17 protein-coding genes are annotated in these 16,751 nt (G+C 70.4%); 5 read left to right on the forward strand and 12 right to left on the reverse strand.

Going from position 1 to position 16,751, the window contains the following annotated elements:
• Nucleotides 1–247 precede the first annotated feature (247 nt).
• Nucleotides 248–787, forward strand: a complete 540-nt coding sequence (locus tag EV375_RS04320) for an HNH endonuclease (RefSeq protein ID WP_130298263.1) — start codon at nt 248–250, stop codon at nt 785–787.
• Nucleotides 788–896: 109 nt separating this feature from the next.
• Here the strand turns inward: EV375_RS04320 and EV375_RS04325 are convergent, their stop codons facing one another.
• From EV375_RS04325 to EV375_RS04340, 4 genes are all read right to left on the reverse strand, one after another.
• A complete protein-coding gene (locus EV375_RS04325) occupies nt 897–1,664 on the reverse strand; it encodes a sulfite exporter TauE/SafE family protein (protein WP_130298264.1) in 768 nt (255 codons plus the stop codon).
• Between the two features lie 74 nt (nt 1,665–1,738).
• On the reverse strand, nt 1,739–2,701 hold the full coding sequence (locus EV375_RS04330; protein ID WP_130298265.1) for an SPFH domain-containing protein: 963 nt from the start codon (nt 2,699–2,701) through the stop codon (nt 1,739–1,741).
• A gap of 108 nt (nt 2,702–2,809) precedes the next feature.
• Nucleotides 2,810–3,235: an NfeD family protein gene (locus EV375_RS04335; RefSeq protein ID WP_130298266.1), complete on the reverse strand. Its 426-nt coding sequence runs from the start codon at nt 3,233–3,235 to the stop codon at nt 2,810–2,812.
• Nucleotides 3,236–3,256: 21 nt separating this feature from the next.
• The gene (locus EV375_RS04340) at nt 3,257–4,048 is read right to left on the reverse strand and encodes an ABC transporter ATP-binding protein (RefSeq protein WP_130298267.1); all 792 of its coding nucleotides are present in this window, start codon (nt 4,046–4,048) and stop codon (nt 3,257–3,259) included.
• A 106-nt stretch (nt 4,049–4,154) separates the two neighbouring features.
• Between EV375_RS04340 and EV375_RS04345 the strand changes: the two genes are divergently transcribed.
• On the forward strand, nt 4,155–5,021 hold the full coding sequence (locus EV375_RS04345) for a hypothetical protein (RefSeq protein WP_130298268.1): 867 nt from the start codon (nt 4,155–4,157) through the stop codon (nt 5,019–5,021).
• 115 nt (nt 5,022–5,136) lie between these two features.
• On the opposite strand, the gene EV375_RS04350 is transcribed toward EV375_RS04345, so the two are convergent.
• Both EV375_RS04350 and EV375_RS04355 read right to left on the reverse strand, forming a co-directional pair.
• Entirely contained in the window at nt 5,137–5,781 is a 645-nt protein-coding gene (locus EV375_RS04350) for a response regulator transcription factor (RefSeq protein ID WP_130298269.1), read from the reverse strand.
• Nucleotides 5,774–6,991: a GAF domain-containing sensor histidine kinase gene (locus tag EV375_RS04355; RefSeq protein WP_130298270.1), complete on the reverse strand. Its 1,218-nt coding sequence runs from the start codon at nt 6,989–6,991 to the stop codon at nt 5,774–5,776. Before EV375_RS04355 ends, EV375_RS04350 begins: the two co-directional genes overlap by 8 nt.
• Before the next feature lie 372 nt (nt 6,992–7,363).
• Here EV375_RS04355 and EV375_RS04360 point away from each other — a divergent pair, with 372 nt between their 5' ends.
• A complete protein-coding gene (locus EV375_RS04360; protein WP_079099938.1) occupies nt 7,364–8,047 on the forward strand; it encodes an aggregation-promoting factor C-terminal-like domain-containing protein in 684 nt (227 codons plus the stop codon).
• A gap of 137 nt (nt 8,048–8,184) precedes the next feature.
• Here the strand turns inward: EV375_RS04360 and EV375_RS04365 are convergent, their stop codons facing one another.
• Entirely contained in the window at nt 8,185–10,833 is a 2,649-nt protein-coding gene (locus EV375_RS04365) for an FHA domain-containing protein (protein ID WP_130298271.1), read from the reverse strand.
• Between the two features lie 279 nt (nt 10,834–11,112).
• Here EV375_RS04365 and serB point away from each other — a divergent pair, with 279 nt between their 5' ends.
• Nucleotides 11,113–12,432, forward strand: a complete 1,320-nt coding sequence (serB, locus tag EV375_RS04370; protein WP_130298272.1) for a phosphoserine phosphatase SerB — start codon at nt 11,113–11,115, stop codon at nt 12,430–12,432.
• 147 nt (nt 12,433–12,579) lie between these two features.
• On the opposite strand, the gene EV375_RS04375 is transcribed toward serB, so the two are convergent.
• The 4 genes from EV375_RS04375 to EV375_RS04385 all read right to left on the reverse strand — a co-directional run bounded on the left by EV375_RS04375 (nt 12,580) and on the right by EV375_RS04385 (nt 15,092).
• Complete coding sequence (locus EV375_RS04375) at nt 12,580–13,107, reverse strand: SixA phosphatase family protein (protein ID WP_130298273.1); 528 nt, start codon at nt 13,105–13,107, stop codon at nt 12,580–12,582.
• An 87-nt stretch (nt 13,108–13,194) separates the two neighbouring features.
• Complete coding sequence (locus EV375_RS04380) at nt 13,195–13,440, reverse strand: hypothetical protein (protein ID WP_486588273.1); 246 nt, start codon at nt 13,438–13,440, stop codon at nt 13,195–13,197.
• Between the two features lie 157 nt (nt 13,441–13,597).
• Complete coding sequence (locus tag EV375_RS29540) at nt 13,598–13,714, reverse strand: SGM_5486 family transporter-associated protein (protein ID WP_486588274.1); 117 nt, start codon at nt 13,712–13,714, stop codon at nt 13,598–13,600.
• 16 nt (nt 13,715–13,730) lie between these two features.
• Nucleotides 13,731–15,092, reverse strand: coding sequence for a CynX/NimT family MFS transporter (locus EV375_RS04385; protein WP_486588275.1), 1,362 nt, complete (start codon nt 15,090–15,092; stop codon nt 13,731–13,733).
• Between the two features lie 113 nt (nt 15,093–15,205).
• Here EV375_RS04385 and EV375_RS04390 point away from each other — a divergent pair, with 113 nt between their 5' ends.
• Complete coding sequence (locus tag EV375_RS04390; RefSeq protein ID WP_130298274.1) at nt 15,206–15,961, forward strand: FadR/GntR family transcriptional regulator; 756 nt, start codon at nt 15,206–15,208, stop codon at nt 15,959–15,961.
• A 28-nt stretch (nt 15,962–15,989) separates the two neighbouring features.
• On the opposite strand, the gene fabI is transcribed toward EV375_RS04390, so the two are convergent.
• Nucleotides 15,990–16,751, reverse strand: a complete 762-nt coding sequence (fabI, locus tag EV375_RS04395) for an enoyl-ACP reductase FabI (protein ID WP_130298275.1) — start codon at nt 16,749–16,751, stop codon at nt 15,990–15,992.

The following is a 16,751-nucleotide window of genomic DNA, read 5'->3' on the forward strand; positions in this document are numbered from 1 at the left end:
CCGCGCCGACTGCCCTTGGGCTTCAACCGTTTGGCGGCCGATCAGGCCGTCCACCGATTGCGTTCCCGCCGCATTCTCCGCACCCCGCGATTCTGCCCGGTCGCATTCTTCGTTTCCCTTTCGCCATGTCACCGGCTCGTCGTCGACTCCCGTACGGCGCGCGGAAATTGCGTTGTCCGGGAATTTGCCACGACGGCAGAGTGGGGTCACCGCCGCAGGGGCGGGAGGGAAACGGGAGGTGGAGGGGATGCGCGCGACGCTCATCCTGAATGCCGGCTTCGAGCCGCTGTCGACGGTGTCTCTGCGCCGTGCGGTGGTACTGGTCATGCAGGACAAGGCCGTCGTGGAGCACGCCCACCCCGGCCTCCGTGTGCGGGCGGCGAACATCGACCTTCCCGTTCCGCAGGTGATCAGACTCCGCAGATACGTGCGGGTGCCGTTCCGACAACGGGCGTCGTGGTCCCGGCGCGGTGTGCTCGTACGGGACAGGCACCGGTGTGCGTACTGCGGGCACCGCGCGACGACCGTCGACCATGTGGTGCCCCGCTCTCAGGGCGGCGGCGACACCTGGCTGAACACCGTCGCCGCCTGCGCGGCGGACAACAACCGGAAGGCGGACCGCACGCCCGAGCAGGCCGGGATGGCTCTCGCGGTGAAGCCCTTCGAGCCGACTCCGGCCGACGCGCTGCTGCTCGCCCTGGGCCTCAGGGACGGTGAAGGGCTGCCGGACTGGCTCGCGGTGCCCGGTGCGCCCGTCTCCGCGCCCGCTCTGCCCGCCACGGCCTGAACCGGCGGGCGGCGGGTGGCGGTCACGTCTGAGGCCGGCGAGAGCGCAGGCGCAGGCGCAGGCGCAGGCGGCCGCAGCGTGGTCACCGCGAGAGGACGAACTCCGGTTCTCAGCGGAGGAATTGCTGAATGATCGCCGCTGTCCCGATGACGATGACGATCCCGCGAAGCGCGATCGGCGGCAGCCTGCGTCCGGCAAGGGCGCCGAACTGGCCGCCGACCGCGCTGCCCGCGGCGATGAGCAGGACGGCGGTCCAGTCGAAGTCGGCGACGAAGAGGAAGAAGGCGGCGGCTGTGCCGTTGACGAGTGCGCCGAGGACGTTCTTCACGGCGTTGATCCGCTGCAGGCCCTCGTCGAGGAAGAGCCCCATCAGGGCGAGGTAGACGATGCCCTGGGCGGCGCCGAAGTAGCCGCCGTATGCGCTGGCGAACAGCATTCCCGTCGACAGCGGGACGCCCCCGTTCGGGCGCGCCGTCGTGCCTCGCTTCTCCCGGTGACGCTCCGCGAGGCGGCCCAGCCAGGGCTGCAGGGCGACGAGGAGCACGGCGGCACCGATGAGTGCGGGGACGGCCATGTCGAAGGCGCTGGAGGGCAGAGCGATCAGCAGGGCGGCTCCCGTCATCGCGCCGGCGAAAGCCACACCACCGAGCACGAGTACGCGCCGCCCCTGTCCGCGCAGTTCGCGTCTGTAGCCGATGGCGCCGCTGACCGACCCGGGGACGAGACCCAGCGCGTTCGAGACGTTGGCGGTGACGGGCGGGAGGCCTACGGCGAGCAGCACCGGGAAAGTGATCAGGGTGCCCGAGCCCACGACGGTGTTGAGGGCACCCGCCCCGAGGCCCGCGGCGCAGACAGCGACCGCCTCCCAGATCGTCACGCGAAGCCCCTTCGAGATCAGTGCCGTACACACTGATCATGCCGGAGGGGCTTTCGACGTGTTTCTCCGGGGGCTCAGTCGAGGTTCGGGCTCTCCCGGGGCGGCTTCACCATGCCGGCGGCCGAAGCTCCGCCGCTGCCGGCTGCGCCGCCGTTGCCGCCCCCGGGCTTGAATCCGTCCAGCGCACCGCCGAGTCCCTTGAGGGCGTCGCCGATCTCGCTGGGGACGATCCAGAGCTTGTTCGCGTCGCCCTCGGCGATCTTCGGGAGCATCTGCAGGTACTGGTACGAGAGCAGTTTCTGGTCCGGGTCGCCGGCATGGATCGACTCGAAGACCGTGCGGATGGCCTGCGCCTCGCCTTCGGCGCGCAGTGCGGCGGAGCGGGCTTCACCTTCGGCACGCAGGATCGAGGACTGCTTCTCGCCCTCGGCGGTCAGGATCGCCGACTGCCGCACACCTTCGGCCTGGAGGATCGCCGCGCGCTTGTCGCGGTCGGCGCGCATCTGCTTCTCCATCGAGTCCTGGATGGAGGTCGGGGGCTCGATGGCCTTCAGCTCGACGCGGTTGACGCGGATGCCCCACTTGCCGGTGGCCTCGTCGAGCACTCCGCGCAGTGCGGCGTTGATCTCCTCGCGGGAGGTGAGGGTCCGCTCCAGGTCCATCCCACCGATGATGTTGCGGAGCGTGGTGACCGTGAGCTGCTCGATCGCCTGGATGTAGCTGGCGACCTCGTACGTGGCGGCACGGGCGTCGGTGACCTGGTAATAGATGACCGTGTCGATGTTGACGACCAGGTTGTCCTGGGTGATGACGGGCTGCGGGGGGAACGGCACGACCTGTTCGCGGAGGTCGACCCTGTTGCGGACCGTGTCGATGAAGGGGACCACGATGTTCAGGCCCGCGTTGAGAGTTCGGGTGTAGCGGCCGAAGCGCTCGACGATGGCGGCGCTCGCCTGCGGAATGACCTGGATCGTCTTGATGAGTGCGATGAAGACCAGCACCACCAGGATGATCAGGACAATGATGATGGCGTCCATCCGCCCCCCTGCGTGTATGTCTCTAAATGTGAGGTCACCAGGACCGACAGCAATTGTCCCACCGCAAGTCGCCGTGTACTCACGGTTGTTGAGGTTAGCTGCTTCCGGTCATCCCATCACGACCGCCGTGGCCCCGTCGATCTCCACCACGTCGACCTGTGAGCCCGGCTCGTAGGCCTCGCCGGAGTCCAGCGCGCGTGCCGACCACACTTCGCCGGCGAGTTTGATCCTGCCGCCCTGCCCGTCGACCCGCTCCAGCACCGTCGCCTGACGTCCCCTCAGCGCGTCGACTCCGCTGCTGAGTTTCGGGTTCTGCCTGCGGGAGCGGCGGGCCACCGGCTGCACGACGACGATCAGAGCGGTCGAGACGACGGCGAAAACGAGGACCTGCGCCACCATCCCGCCGCCCAGCGCCGCCGTGACGGCTCCTGCGACGCCGCCCACCGCGAGCATGCCGAATTCGGGCATGGCGGTGATGACGAGAGGGATTCCCAGCCCAACGGCGGCTATCAGCCACCAGATCCATGCATCCACACGACCATGGTAGGCGCGCCGTCAGCTCAGGGGCAGACCCTGAGCGGTCCAGCGCTCTCCCCGCCTCTCGACGACGAGCGGCAGCCCGAAACAGCGGGAGAGATTACGGGAGTTGAGCTCCGTCTCGAGCGGCCCGGCGGCCAGCACCTGCCCCTGGCGGATCATCAGGACGTGTGTGAACCCCGGGGCGATCTCCTCGACGTGGTGGGTGACCATGACCATCGACGGCGCGTACGGATCGCGCGCGAGCCTGCCCAGTCTCCGCACGAGGTCCTCGCGGCCGCCGAGGTCGAGCCCTGCCGCGGGCTCGTCCAGGAGGAGCAGCTCGGGGTCGGTCATCATGGCCCGGGCGATGAGGGTCCGCTTGCGTTCGCCCTCGGAGAGGGTGCCGAACTTGCGGTCGAGGTACTCGGTCATGCCGAGCCGGTCGAGAAAGGCGCGTGCGCGCTCCTCGTCCACGTCCTCGTACTCCTCCTGCCAGTGCGCCGTCATCCCGTACGCGGCCGTGAGAACCGTCCGCAGCACGGACTGGGAGCGGGGCAGCTTGTCCGCCATGGCGATGCCGGCCATGCCGATGCGGGGACGGAGCTCGAAGACGTCGACCGCGCCGAGCCTGTCACCGAGGACCGTGGCCGTGCCCTTGCTGGGGAAGAGGTAGCTGGAGGCGAGGTTGAGCAGGGTGGTCTTGCCCGCGCCGTTGGGGCCGAGGATGACCCACCGTTCGCCTTCCTTGACCGACCAGGAGACATCGTCCAGCAGAGCGTGGCCGTCGCGGACCACTGATACGTCCACCAGCTCCAGTACTTCGCTCATGAGCGCGTTGTCTCCCAATGCAGTCGCCGTTACCCGTGCCTTGTGAGCAGAGTCCCCAGCCAAACTTACGCCACGCGTTCGAGGGTCCGTTCCCTAGGCTGGGGTCATGCTCGATGAACCTCGTTCGGGACGCCTGGCCGCTTGGGGAAACGCTCTGCTTGCCGCACTCATCTCGCCGGATGAGGCGGTCCAGCGGATCGTCGGCGACGACGTGGTGCACCGCGTGATGGGGCTTCCCGCTTCACCGGCTCCGTACGCGGATTCCGAGCCGGAGTCCGTGGGACTGACTCTCGCCCTCGGCCGTCTTCGGTCCATGGGGGCGCGGGGGCTGCGGATCGCGCTGCCCGTGCCGGGGCATCCGCTGGGGCTGAGCGGGCCGCCGGAGTTCAACTCCCGGGCGCTGGAGGCGGGTGAGGCAGTGATCGCTCCGGACGCGGGCGTCGGGCTGGTGCCCGAACTGTACGAGGCGGGTCCGGAGGGTGACGTGCACGCGGAGGTCACGTGGCACTGCCTGTCCGTACGGGAGGCGCCGCCCGCCGACGTGCCCTCCCTGAGCGAGGCCGAGCGCGAACTGGCCGAGGCGCTGCGCGAGGCGACCGAAGTGCTCACGCAGCTGGACGTGGCCGGTTCGGGTCCGGTGGCGAATGCCGCGCTGGAGAGCTACCGGGCGCGCATGGAAGCCGGGAGGCAGCTCCTGGCTCCGGGGTATCCGCCGCGTGCGGTGCGGGTGCTGGAGCTGGCGCAACGGGTGCGGGCGCTCGTGGCCATCGCCCACGGGGAGGAGAGCGGAGCCGGGTACGGCGGCGGCAGCGGCGCTGACGGCCGTGAACACGGCGGCGCGGTCAGCGCCTCGCAGATCGCGGCCCGCGTGGAGGCTCTGCGGCCGGTGGAGCGGACCGCGAGGCGGGCGCAGGTTGCGGCGTACAACGCCTACGCGGAGGAGCTCGAACGGAAGCGTTCGTGGGAGTCGTGAGACCGCGGGCCCGGGCTGCCCTGGCGTGACGGGGCGCCCGGGCAGCCGCTCCGCCACCATCGTGTGCCGGCCGGTTCGGCCCGCCGGCTCGTCAGCCCGCCAGGCATCCAGCCACTCAGCCCGTCAGCCCGTGGCGCACCGCCCACAGGGCAGCCTGCGTACGGTCGGCGAGGTCGAGCTTCATCAGGATGTTCGACACATGCGTCTTGACCGTCTTCTCCGAGAGCACCAGGGCACGGGCGATCTCCCGGTTCGAGCGCCCGTCGGCGATCAGCTCCAGCACCTCGCGCTCCCGCTCGGTGAGGACGGAACCCCGCCCGGCTCCGGCACCGCCGCCCGGCTCGTCCGAGAGCAGCGCTCCCGCGACCTCGGGCTGCAGGAGCACGTGGCCGGCGTGTACGGAGCGGATGGCCCCGGCAAGGGCGTCGGGGTCGACGTCCTTGTAGACGTATCCGGCCGCTCCTGCGCGGAGGGCGGGGACGACGGTGCGCTGTTCCGTGAAGCTGGTGACGACGAGGACCCGCGCGGGGTGGTGCAGCCTGCGCAGCTCCTTCAGTGCCTCGATGCCGTCGGTGCCGGGCATCTTCACGTCCATGAGGACGACGTCGGGGCCCAACTCCTCGGCGCGCGCGACCCCTTCGTCGCCGTCGCCCGCCTCGCCGACGACCTCGATGTCGTCCTGCACCTCCAGGAAGGTGCGAAGTCCGCGCCGCACGACCTGGTGGTCGTCGACGATCAGGACCCGGATCGGATCAGCCACCGGGCACCTCCAGCTCCACGACCGCTCCCTTGCCGGGCTCGGAGTCGACGGTCAGGGTTCCGCGGACGCCGCTCGCCCTGTCCCGCATGGAGACCAGGCCGAGGTGGCGTCCCGCCTTCCGCACGGCCTGCGGGTCGAAGCCGCGGCCGTCGTCGGCGACGCGCAGCCGCGCCCCGGCGGCGCCGTAGGTGAGGGTGACTCCGACATGCGAGGCGGACGCGTGGCGCAGCGCGTTGTGCAGGGCCTCCTGGGCGACGCGCAGCAGGGCTTCTTCCTGGGCCGCGGGCAGCGCCCGCACGCTCCCCTCGGTGCCGAACGCGACCTCGGCCGTGTGCGCCCGGTCGAGCACCTGCGTCTGCGTGCGGAGTGTGGCCACGAGCCCGTCCTCGTCCAGGGCCGCGGGACGCAGTTCGACGACGGCCGCGCGGAGTTCCTCGGAGGCGTCGGCGGCGAGCCGGTCGATCTCGTGCAGTTCGCTCTTGGCCCGGGCCGGATCGCGGTCGACGAGCGCCGTGGCGGCCTGTGCCGTGAGGCGGAGGGAGAAGAGCTTCTGGGCGACGGCGTCGTGCAGGTCGTGGCCGATGCGGGCGCGCTCGCCTGCGATGGTCAGTTCGCGGCTGCGCTCGTAGAGGCTGGCGTTGGTGAGCGCTATGGCGGCGTGCTGGGCGAGGAGGCGCAGGAGTTCCTCGTCCTCCTCGGTGAAGGCGCAGCCGCGTGCCGGCGCCGCACCCCCACCCGTCGCCGGTTCCTCCCCGCCGGGGCCGGGCTCGTGCTCATCGGGCGCCCTGCCGGCGGAGGGCGTGCACCTCTTGTTGGCGAGGAAGAGCGCGCCCAGCACCTCCTCACCGTCGGCGACGGGCATCCCGAGGAAGTCGGCGAGTTCCGGGTGTGCGCGGGGCCAGCCTCCGAAGCGCGGGTCGTTGCGTACGTCGGTGAGCCGCTGGGGCGTGGCCTCCTGGAGCATCGCGGCGAGGATGCCGTGCTGCCGGGGCAGCGGCCCGATGGACTTCCACTGTTCGTCCGTCACGCCGTCCACGACGAACTGCGCGAAGCCGCCGTGATCGTCGGGCACGCCGAGGGCCGCGTACTCCGCGTCCAGCAGCTCACGGGCCGAGGAGACGATCGTCTGCAGGACGTCGCGCACCTCGAGCTGCCTGTTCATGGAGAGGATCGCGGCGCTCACCGCGGCGAGCCCTGAGCTGCGGACCATGCCGCCACGGTACCGGCGCGGAAGCCTCTCCGGATCGGGCCGGGGCGGGACTCCGGCGGGGGTCCGGAGACCTAGGACCAGGGACCAGCAGTGTGACCCTGCGTTTATCGCACCTACACACTGCGTACAAGTAACCGGGTGTGTGATGTGAGTCGTCGCATAGGACCCAGATCACGTACGACCCTACTTAGTAGATGTTGACCACTGACCGGACGTGCAGCGCTGGCACATCAAGGCATCGACTCTGTTCCAAATCCACTACCAAGGTTAGTAATGGTGATTTTTGCCCGGTGACTGACGGCAGCTGAGAATGACTGCCGCCGCAGCGGCCACCGTCGCTGCGGTCCGCGAACTGGAAGAGGTTTCCTCCCCATGAGCGTTCCCAATTCCGAACGCCACGGCAGGCTTTCCCGTCTGCACAAGATCTCTGCGGCGACCGGAGCCGCAGCCGTCGGTGTCACCGCATTCGCGTTCACCGTCGTGCCAGGTCAGAAGAGCAGCGGGAGCGTCACTGCCGGATCGGAGATGGCGGCCAAGCCGGTCGCACTTCAGGCCGCCGCGGACAGCCCGGCCGAGCAGAAGGCGAGCATCGACGCTCAGACCTCCGCCGCGGACGACCGCGCACGCGCCGACGCCAAGGCCGAGGCCCGCAAGAAGGCCGAAGCCCGGGCGAAGGCACGGCACGAGGCAGCTGTGAAGGCCGACCGGGAGCGTGAGCGCGAACTGGCGGCGAGCCGCTCCGCGGAGCGCAGCAAGACCACGTCCCCCTCGGGGTCCCCGAAGCAGATCGCGCGGCAGCTCATCGGCGACGAGTCACAGTTCCAGTGCTTCTCGCAGATCGTCGAGCGTGAGAGCGGCTGGGACGTGCACGCGCAGAACCCGAGCGGAGCGTACGGGCTCGTGCAGGCGCTGCCCGGCTCCAAGATGGCTTCCGCCGGCCCCGACTGGCGCAACAACGCCGCCACACAGATCAAGTGGGGTCTGGGCTACATGAAGGACCGCTACGGCAGCCCCTGCGGCGCGTGGTCCTTCTGGCAGTCCAACAACTGGTACTGAGCAGCGGCCGCACGGGCCCGGGGAACCGCCCCGGCTCGTGACGGCGCAGACGCCGGAGGCGGCGGCATCATCTCCTGATGCCGCCGCCTCTCGGTGCGTTGTCCTCCGGGTCCGCGTGTGACCGGGGTGCTCCCCTGCTACTTGCGCATGACCTCCGGCTCGTGACGGCGCAGCAGCTTCGCCACGACGAAGACGAGAGCGATGCCGAGGCCCAGCAGTACGGTCATGTCCAGCACGTAGGTACCGGCCGTGTGCTCCCACAGCGGGTCGGGGTTGCCCCTCTCCCACGGCAGCAGCGTGTTCATGTCGGCCGTCGCGCCCATCGCGGCCACGGCCCAGCGGGACGGCATCAGCCAGGACAGCTGGCCCACGCCCGGGGTGTCGAAGAGCTGGAAGAGCACTCCGGTGAAGACCACTTGGACGATGGCGAACATGACGAGCAGGGGCATGGTCTTCTCGGCCGTCTTCACCAGCGCCGAGATGATCAGGCCGAACATCATCGAGGTGAAACCGAGAACGATCACGGCGAGTGTCATCTCGACGGCGGGGAAGTTCTCCCCGATGACGCCTTCCGCGGGCAGTTCGCGCGGGGCGAATCCGATGGCTGAGATGATCACGCCCTGGACGGCCGTGACGAGCCCGAGCACGAGGACCTTGCTCATCAGGTACGCGGACCGCGAGAGGCCGGTGGCCCGTTCGCGCTCGTAGATGACCCGCTCCTTGATCAGCTCACGCACGGAGTTGGCGGCGCCGGAGAAACACATTCCGACGGCGATGATGAGCATGATCGTGCCGGCGTCGCGGTTCGTTCTGCCGCTCTTCAGCGGTCCGTAGCCCAGCCCGAAGTCACTGGGGATCAGGGTGCTGACACCGCCCAGGACGACGGGAAGGATCACCGTTAGCGCGAGGAAGCCCTTGTCGGAGGCGACGACCGAGACATAGCGGCGCACAAGCGTCCAGAACTGCGATCCCCAGCTCTGCGGCTTCTGCGTCCGGGCCGGCGGCGGCTGCACATGCGGGGCCTGCTGCGGGGTGACGGAGTCGAGGTCCGCGGCGTACATCTGGTAGTGCTGCGAGCCGTGCCAGCGGCCCATCCAGTCGTAGTCGCGGTAGTTCTCGAACGCCGAGAAGACGTCGGCCCAGGTGCCGTACCCGAAGAAGTTCAGCGCCTCCTCGGGGGGCCCGAAGTAGGCGACGCCGCCGCCGGGAGCCATCACCAGCAGCTTGTCGCACAGGCCCAGTTCGGCCACGGAGTGAGTGACCACGAGCACCGTGCGGCCGTCGTCGGCGAGACCGCGCAGCAGCTGCATCACGTCGCGGTCCATGCCCGGGTCGAGCCCGGAAGTGGGTTCGTCCAGGAAGATCAGCGACGGCTTGGTCAGCAGTTCCAGGGCGACCGAGACGCGCTTGCGCTGGCCGCCGGAGAGGGAGGTGACCTTCTTGTCCGCGTGGACGTCCAGCTTGAGCTCGGCGAGCACTTCCTCGACGCGGGCGTTGCGCTCGGCCTCGGCGACGTCGCCGGGGAAGCGCAGCCGGGCCGCGTAGCGCAGCGCCGTACGGACCCTCAGCTCCTTGTGCAGGATGTCGTCCTGCGGGACCAGGCCGATGCGCTGCCGCAGTTCGGCGAAGTGCTGGTAGAGGTTCCGGTTGTCGTAGAGGACCTCGCCGACGTCGGCGGGGCGGTAGCCGGTCAGCGCACGCAGCAGCGTCGACTTGCCGGAGCCGGACGGGCCGATGACGCCGATGAGCGACTTCTCCGGGACGCCGAAGGTGACGTTGTCCAGGATCACCTTCCCGTTGTCGACCTTCACCGTGAGGTGGCGGGCGGAGAAGGTGACCTCGCCGGTGTCCACGAACTCCTCGAGCCGGTCGCCGACCAGCCGGAAGGTGGAGTGGCCGACGCCGACGGTGTCCTGCGGAGTGATCACCGTCGAACCCGACTTGGGCAGCGGCTGGCCGTTGACGTACGTGCCGTTGTGCGAGCCCAGGTCGTGGATCTCGAAGCGGCCCTCCGGCGAGGCGCGGAACTCGGCGTGATGACGGGATACCTGGAGGTCGGAGACCACCAGTTCGTTCTCCAGGGCGCGGCCGATCCGCATCACCCTGCCCTGGGAGAGTTGATGGAACGTGGTGGGGCTGCGGTCGCCGCCCTGCCCCGGAGGCTGCGTGATCCGGCGGGGCGCGTCGTGCTGCGGTATCCGTCCCTGCTGCGGCTGAGGGTGCGTGGGGCCGCCCTGGTAGCCCTGCTGCGGTGGCACTCCGGGCTGCTGGTGCGGATAGGGCTGCTGCCGGCCGGGGTTCTGCTGCGGCTGCGGCTGCTGCCAGGCCTGTGGTTGCTGGGGCTGCGGTTGCTGAGGATGCTGCGGTTGTTGCTGGGGCGGTGCCTGCACGGCCCCAGCCGACGGGGCCTGGGGCCGCCCGCTCCCCTGCGCCTGCGGCTCCGGCGCGGACGTCCGCGCGCCCTGGAGATCGCCGCGGGGGGCCTGCGCCGCCTCGCTGCCGGAGAGGTCGAGCTTCGGCCCGTCTGTGGCGTTGCCCAGGCGCACGCTCATGCCGGGACGGAGCTCCGTCTGCTGGATGCGCCGGCCTTGTACGTACGAGCCGTTGGTGCTGCCCTGGTCCTCGATGACCCAGCTGTGACCGCCCCACCTGATGGTGGCGTGCCGCCAGGAGACCCTGGCGTCGTCGACCACCACATCCCCCTGCGGATCGCGCCCCACGCGATACGGTCTGGACGGTTCGAGTGTCCAGGTCCTGCCGTTCAATTCCAGTACGAGTTCCGGCACTCCATGCCCCACAAAGTTGTCCCCCGAGTGACTCCCTGCGCCGGGAGCCTAGGGATGGCGAACATCGTGAGGAACTATTTCAGGCCCGGGCCCCGGACAGGAAGTCGCCCCATGTCACAACCCCACGTCGGCTGTGACAGGCCGGGGACGGTCCTGTACCGGGCGGGAACGAGGGCCGCCCGCCCCGGCCGGCGGGTACGGGAAGCCGTGCGGCGGGCCCGCGGGGCCACGAGCCCCCGCAGGGGCCCCCGCGCCCCGCAGCGATACGGTTGAAACACCATGACCACATCGCCGGGCACGCCGCCCTCGTACGCCGATACCCCCACCCTCCTGGTGAAGATCTTCGGAAGGGACCGGCCCGGCATCACCGCCGGACTGTTCGAGACCCTCGCCGCCTTCGCCGTGGAGGTCGTCGACATCGAACAGCTGGTGACACGTGGCCGCATCACGCTCTGCGCCCTGGTCACCGCCCCCGCATCGGCCGAGGAGCCGGGCGCCGCGCACGGCACGGCCGGCGAAGGCGAACTGAGGGCCACCGTGCACGGCTGGGCCGAGACGATGGGCCTCGAGGCCGAGATCATCTCCGGTACGGGCGACAACCAGCCGCGCGGCACTGGCCGTTCACACGTGACGGTGCTCGGCCAGCCGCTCACAGCCGAATCGACCGCCACCATTGCCGCCAGCATCACCGCAACCGGCGGCAACATCGACCGCATCTTCCGGCTCGCCAAGTACCCGGTCACGGCAGTGGAGTTCGACGTGTCCGGCGCCGAGACCCCCATGCTGCGCACGGCGCTCGCGCTGGAGGCGTCCAGGCACGGCGTCGACATCGCCGTCGTCGCCTCGGGGCTCCAGCGCAGGGCGCAGCGGCTCGTCGTCATGGACGTCGACTCCACGCTGATCCAGGACGAGGTCATCGAACTCTTCGCGGCGCACGCCGGCTGCGAGGACGAGGTCGCGGAGGTCACCGCCCGCGCCATGCGCGGCGAGCTGGACTTCGAGGAGTCCCTGCACGCGCGTGTGGCGCTGCTCGAAGGACTCGACGTCTCCGTCGTGGACAAGGTGCGCAAGGACGTGCGGCTCACGCCCGGCGCGCGCACCCTCGTGCGCACCCTCAAGCGTCTCGGCTACCAAGTGGGCATCGTCTCCGGCGGGTTCACGCAGGTCACGGATGCGCTCCAGGAGGAACTGGGCCTCGACTTCGCCGCCGCCAACACCCTGGAGGTCGCGGACGGCAAGCTCACGGGCCGCGTCACCGGCGACATCGTGGACCGGGAGGGCAAGGCGCGGCTGCTGCGCCGCTTCGCCTCCGAGGCGGGCGTACCGCTCGCGCAGACGGTCGCGATCGGTGACGGCGCCAACGACCTCGGCATGCTCAACGCCGCCGGGCTCGGGGTCGCCTTCAACGCCAAGCCCGTGGTGCGCGAGGCCGCACACACCGCCGTCAACGTCCCGTTCCTCGACACCGTCCTGTATCTGCTCGGGGTGACCCGGGAGGAGGTCGAGGCCGCCGACTGCTCCGGCGAGGACGAGACAGCCCAGGACGGCGGCGCGGCGCGGGAGGGCGCGGACGACGGGCACCGCCTCGGCACGGCCTGAGCGCGCCGGGTGCCCGGGGAGCTCAACTCCCGCCCTCGAAGGGCGAATTCGCGGCCGCGGCCGCACGGCACCGAAGCGCACGGACGAACGCACGGTGCCCCCGGCCGCCACACGGCACGGGGGCACCACAGACGCCTCGGGGCGAGGCTACTCCGGCGGCTCGTGCGGCTCCCAGTAGTCGGTGAGCGTGGCGACACCGGGCTCGAGGCCCTTCCAGGAGCCGTCGAAACGGAGCACGGCGACCGTCGAGGTGGGGAAGCCGTTACGTGTCATGCGCTCCAGGGTGTCGCCCTTGGCATCTCCGGTGAGGGCCTCGGCGACACCCTGGATCCCAGGGTTGTGCCCGACGAGGAGCAGGTCCTGGACCTCCTCGGACACATCGTTGAGCACGGCGATGATCTCACCGGGCGAGGCCTCGTACAGACGCTCCTCGTAGACGGTCTTCGGGCGTTGTGGCAGGTGGTGGGCGGCCAGTTTCCAGGTCTCGCGGGTGCGGACGGCGGTCGAGCAGAGGGTCAGTCCGGGGGCGATGCCGTGCGTGGCGAGCCACTCTCCGACGGCCGGGGCGTCCTTGCGGCCGCGGTCCGCGAGGGGACGCTCATGGTCTGCCACGTCCGGCCAGTCGGCCTTGGCATGCCGGACAAGGACGATACTGCGGGGCACATCGACGCTCATGTTCCCCAGCTTCGCACGAAACGGGGCGCGGGGCGGAGGGTGTTGACGGAGCTCAGAAGGATGCGGAGGGCTGACGTCTCCCGTTCGTCAGCCCAGCAGCACCTGTGCAACGCGCTCCAGGACGGCGGCGATCAGCGCGCCTCCCGGCTGCTGCTGAGCCGCGCCGGCCTCGCTGCCGCCCAGCAGCAGCGCCAGCAGCAACGCGAAGGCGAGCACCGGCAGCACGACCGCCCACCACGGAAGCCGGGTGCGTCCCGCCGGGGGCGGTGAGTGCTGCCGCACGGACGGTGCCTGTGACGCAGAGCGGTGGCTGCGGGCTCGGGCCGTGGTCATGGGCTCGCCCTCCTGTTTCCGTGGATCGCCGACGGTGTGAGACGACGCTACGGAAGCGGAAGCGGGCGTCCCATCCGGTGATCCACCCAGTTCTCCCTGACTCGGCCCCCCTAAGGGTGGTGGGGTCAGCACCACCATCCCGGGGCGGCCTCCCGGATCAGGGGGCCACGAGGGTCGCGACGACGCCGATGAGGACCATGATTCCGAAGATCAGGGCGAGGATCAGGAGCAGCTTCTTCTGGCCGTTCTCCGGACGGGGTTCAAGGACAGGCATGTGGTTAGTGTCGCACCTACCGCCCGTCCTCGATCACGCGGTCCCGTCCCGCCAGTACGCCCGTCACCGTCTGCGCGAGCAGCAGTCCGGTCATCAGCAGCAGCGGTGCGTGCCAGCCGCCGGCGGCGTCGCGGAGGGCCCCGACGAGCAGCGGGCCCGGTATGGAGAGCAGGTAGCCCGTGCTCTGCGCGAAGGCGGAGAGCTTGACCACGCCCGCGCTGGAGCGTGAACGGAGGCTGATCATCGTAAGGGCAACGGGGAAGGCGCAGTTGGCGATCCCCAGCAGCAGCGCCCACAGCCAGGCACCCCCGGCCGGAGCGAGCCACAGCCCGGCGTACCCGGTGAGACCGCACAGGCAGAGAGCCACCACGAGCGGGCCCTGGTGCCGCATGCGGGCCGCCAGGCGCGGGACGACGAAGGCGAGCGGTACGCCCATGCCCATCGTGACGGCGAGCATCAGACCCGCGGACGAGGCGGAGATCCCGGCGTCACGGAAGATCTGCGGCAGCCAGCCCATGATGATGTACGCGGCGGACGCCTGGAGGCCGAAGAAGACGCCGAGCGCCCAGGCGGTGGGCGAGGTCCCGATGCGTATGCGTACGTTCTCCGGCCGGGAGCCCGGCGCGGGGGAAGCTCCCTCCGGACCATCTCCCTCCGCCTCGGCCGCAGCGCTGTCGGCCGGCTCCGCCCGCCGGCTGACCGGGTCCTTGAGAACCGCGATCCACGGCAGCGCCGCCAGCACCCCCAGCAGGGCCCACGCGCCGAGGCCGGCGCGCCAACTGCCGCCCAGCGCCGAGGTCATGGGAACCGTGACGGCTGCCGCGCAGGACGTGCCGAGCGCCAGGCCCATCGAGTACAGGCCCGTCATCGCGCCGACCCGGTTGGGGAACCAGCGCTTGACGACGACCGGCATCAGCACGTTGCTCACCGCGATGCCGGCGAGGGCGAGGGCGCTCGCCGCGAGGAAGGCCGCCGTGCCGCCGGCCAGCGGCCGCAGCGCCAGGCCTGCGGTGATCGCCACCATGCCTGCCAGTACCACCGGGACGGGACCGCGGCGCCTGGCGAGGCGGGGGGCGAGGCTGCCGAAGACGGCGAAGCACAGTGCGGGAACGGACGTCAGCAGGCCGGCCACGGTGCCGCTCATGCCCAGGTCGCCGCGTACTTCCTTCAGCAGCGGGCCGAGGGCGGAGATGGCGGGACGGAGGTTGAGCGCTGCGAGGACGAGGCCCACGGCGACCAGGCGGACCGCCCAGCGCGGGGCGCTCGCGGAGGCCGTGTCCGGGAGTCCGGGGCGGCGCGTGCCGCGTGAAGGAGCCGGGGAGGCCCCGGCTTTCGCCTCTCGGCCGGAGTGGTTCAGTCCGTCTTCCGTCATTACCATGACTCCCATCATAGAATCATGGGATGAATAGACTCTAACGCGTCCCCTCCTGCCGGAGAACCCGTCGTGACGAACCGGCTCGGCGAAGCGCCGGTTCCCTCTGGGAGTTTGAGATGACCCTGTCCTCACCGCAGCGTTCCGCCCTTGCCGACCAGGTGATCGCGGCGCTGCGCACACAGATCACCTCGGGCGAGTGGCCGGTGGGCACCCGCATCCCCACGGAGCCCGAGCTGGTGGAGGAGCTGGGGGTCGCGCGCAACACCGTCCGTGAAGCGGTGCGCGCGCTCGCCCACAACGGGCTGCTGGACATCAGGCAGGGCTCCGGGACGTACGTCGTCGCGACGAGCGAGCTGGCCGGGGTCATGCACCGCCGCTTCGCCGACGCCGATCCGCGCCATGTCGCGGAGATGCGCGCCGCGTTGGAGACGTCCGGGGCACGGCTGGCGGCGCTGCGGCGCACCGAGCACGACATGGCGCAGCTGGACGCACTGCTGGAGCGGCGCGAGGCCGCCTGGGAGTCAGGGGACGCGGAACGCTTCGTCGAGGCCGACGCCTCGCTGCATCTGGGCGTGCTCAACGCGTCGCACAACGACGTGCTGACGGCGCTCTACGCGGACCTCGGCGAAGTGATGCGCGACTTCCTGCGGCTCGACATCGGTGAGGACCTGCATCCCGAGTCGCACATGGACCACGCGCGCCTGATCGAGGCGATCCGGGCGCGCGACGAGGAGGAGGCGGCCCGGGAGGCCGCCTCCCACACGCAGGAATGGCGCTGCGGTTCGGGGAACTCGAGCAAACCGCAAGGCCCGAAGGCCGCGCGGAGTACGAAGTACCGTGAGAATCCGGGGAGTCGGGCACGGCGCTCCTGAACTGCCGTGGCGTGCTTGCGGGTTCCCGTCAGGCGCCCATCATGTGCACGCCGCCGTCGACGTGCACGATCTCGCCCGTGGTCTTCGGGAAGAAGTCCGACAGCAGGCCGACGACGCCGCGGCCGGCCGGGTCCGGGTCGGTCAGGTCCCAGCCGATCGGGGCCCGGTGGTTCCACACGTCCGCCAACTCCTCGAACCCGGGGATGGACTTGGCCGCCATCGACTTGAGGGGGCCCGCCGAGACGAGGTTGCAGCGCACGTTCCGGGCGCCCAGGTCGCGGGCGAGATAGCGGTTGGTGGACTCCAGGGCCGCCTTGGCCACGCCCATCCAGTCGTACTTCGGCCAGGCGATCTGCGCGTCGAAGGTCAGGCCCACGACCGAGCCGCCGCGCGGCATCAGCGGAAGACAGGCCGTCGTGAGGGACTTGAGCGAGTACGCCGAGACGTGGACGGCCGTGCCGACGTCCTCCCAGCTCGCCTCGAGGAAGTTGAACGCGCCCTGCGGGCCGAACGCGATGGAGTGGACGATCCCGTCGAGCCCGTCGACGTGTTCGGACACCCGCTCCGCGAGGGAGTCCAGGTGCTCCTGGTTCGTCACGTCCAGCTCGATGACCGGAGCCTCCTTCGGGAGGCGCTTGGCGATCCGCTGCACCAGGGACATCCGGCCGAAGCCCGTGAGAACGACCTCCGCGCCCTCCTCCTGCGCGACTTTCGCCGCATGGAAGGCGATCGACCCGTCGGTCAGCACGCCGGTGACGAGGATGCGCTTGCCTGCGAGGATTCCGCTCAT

The sequence above is a fragment of the Streptomyces sp. CNZ301 genome, from assembly GCF_004217425.1.

What these genes read in the sequence shown, in the direction of transcription:
- EV375_RS04330 (WP_130298265.1), bottom strand. Translation starts at nt 2,701, where the DNA reads ATGGACGCCATCATCATTGTCCTGATCATCCTGGTGGTGCTGGTCTTC.
- EV375_RS04390 (WP_130298274.1), top strand. Translation starts at nt 15,206, where the DNA reads ATGACCCTGTCCTCACCGCAGCGTTCCGCCCTTGCCGACCAGGTGATC.
- EV375_RS04385 (WP_486588275.1), bottom strand. Translation starts at nt 15,092, where the DNA reads ATGGTAATGACGGAAGACGGACTGAACCACTCCGGCCGAGAGGCGAAA.
- serB (WP_130298272.1), top strand. Translation starts at nt 11,113, where the DNA reads ATGACCACATCGCCGGGCACGCCGCCCTCGTACGCCGATACCCCCACC.
- fabI (WP_130298275.1), bottom strand. Translation starts at nt 16,751, where the DNA reads ATGAGCGGAATCCTCGCAGGCAAGCGCATCCTCGTCACCGGCGTGCTG.
- EV375_RS04320 (WP_130298263.1), top strand. Translation starts at nt 248, where the DNA reads ATGCGCGCGACGCTCATCCTGAATGCCGGCTTCGAGCCGCTGTCGACG.
- EV375_RS04345 (WP_130298268.1), top strand. Translation starts at nt 4,155, where the DNA reads ATGCTCGATGAACCTCGTTCGGGACGCCTGGCCGCTTGGGGAAACGCT.
- EV375_RS04380 (WP_486588273.1), bottom strand. Translation starts at nt 13,440, where the DNA reads ATGACCACGGCCCGAGCCCGCAGCCACCGCTCTGCGTCACAGGCACCG.
- EV375_RS29540 (WP_486588274.1), bottom strand. Translation starts at nt 13,714, where the DNA reads ATGCCTGTCCTTGAACCCCGTCCGGAGAACGGCCAGAAGAAGCTGCTC.
- EV375_RS04355 (WP_130298270.1), bottom strand. Translation starts at nt 6,991, where the DNA reads ATGGTCCGCAGCTCAGGGCTCGCCGCGGTGAGCGCCGCGATCCTCTCC.
- EV375_RS04375 (WP_130298273.1), bottom strand. Translation starts at nt 13,107, where the DNA reads ATGAGCGTCGATGTGCCCCGCAGTATCGTCCTTGTCCGGCATGCCAAG.
- EV375_RS04360 (WP_079099938.1), top strand. Translation starts at nt 7,364, where the DNA reads ATGAGCGTTCCCAATTCCGAACGCCACGGCAGGCTTTCCCGTCTGCAC.
- EV375_RS04340 (WP_130298267.1), bottom strand. Translation starts at nt 4,048, where the DNA reads ATGAGCGAAGTACTGGAGCTGGTGGACGTATCAGTGGTCCGCGACGGC.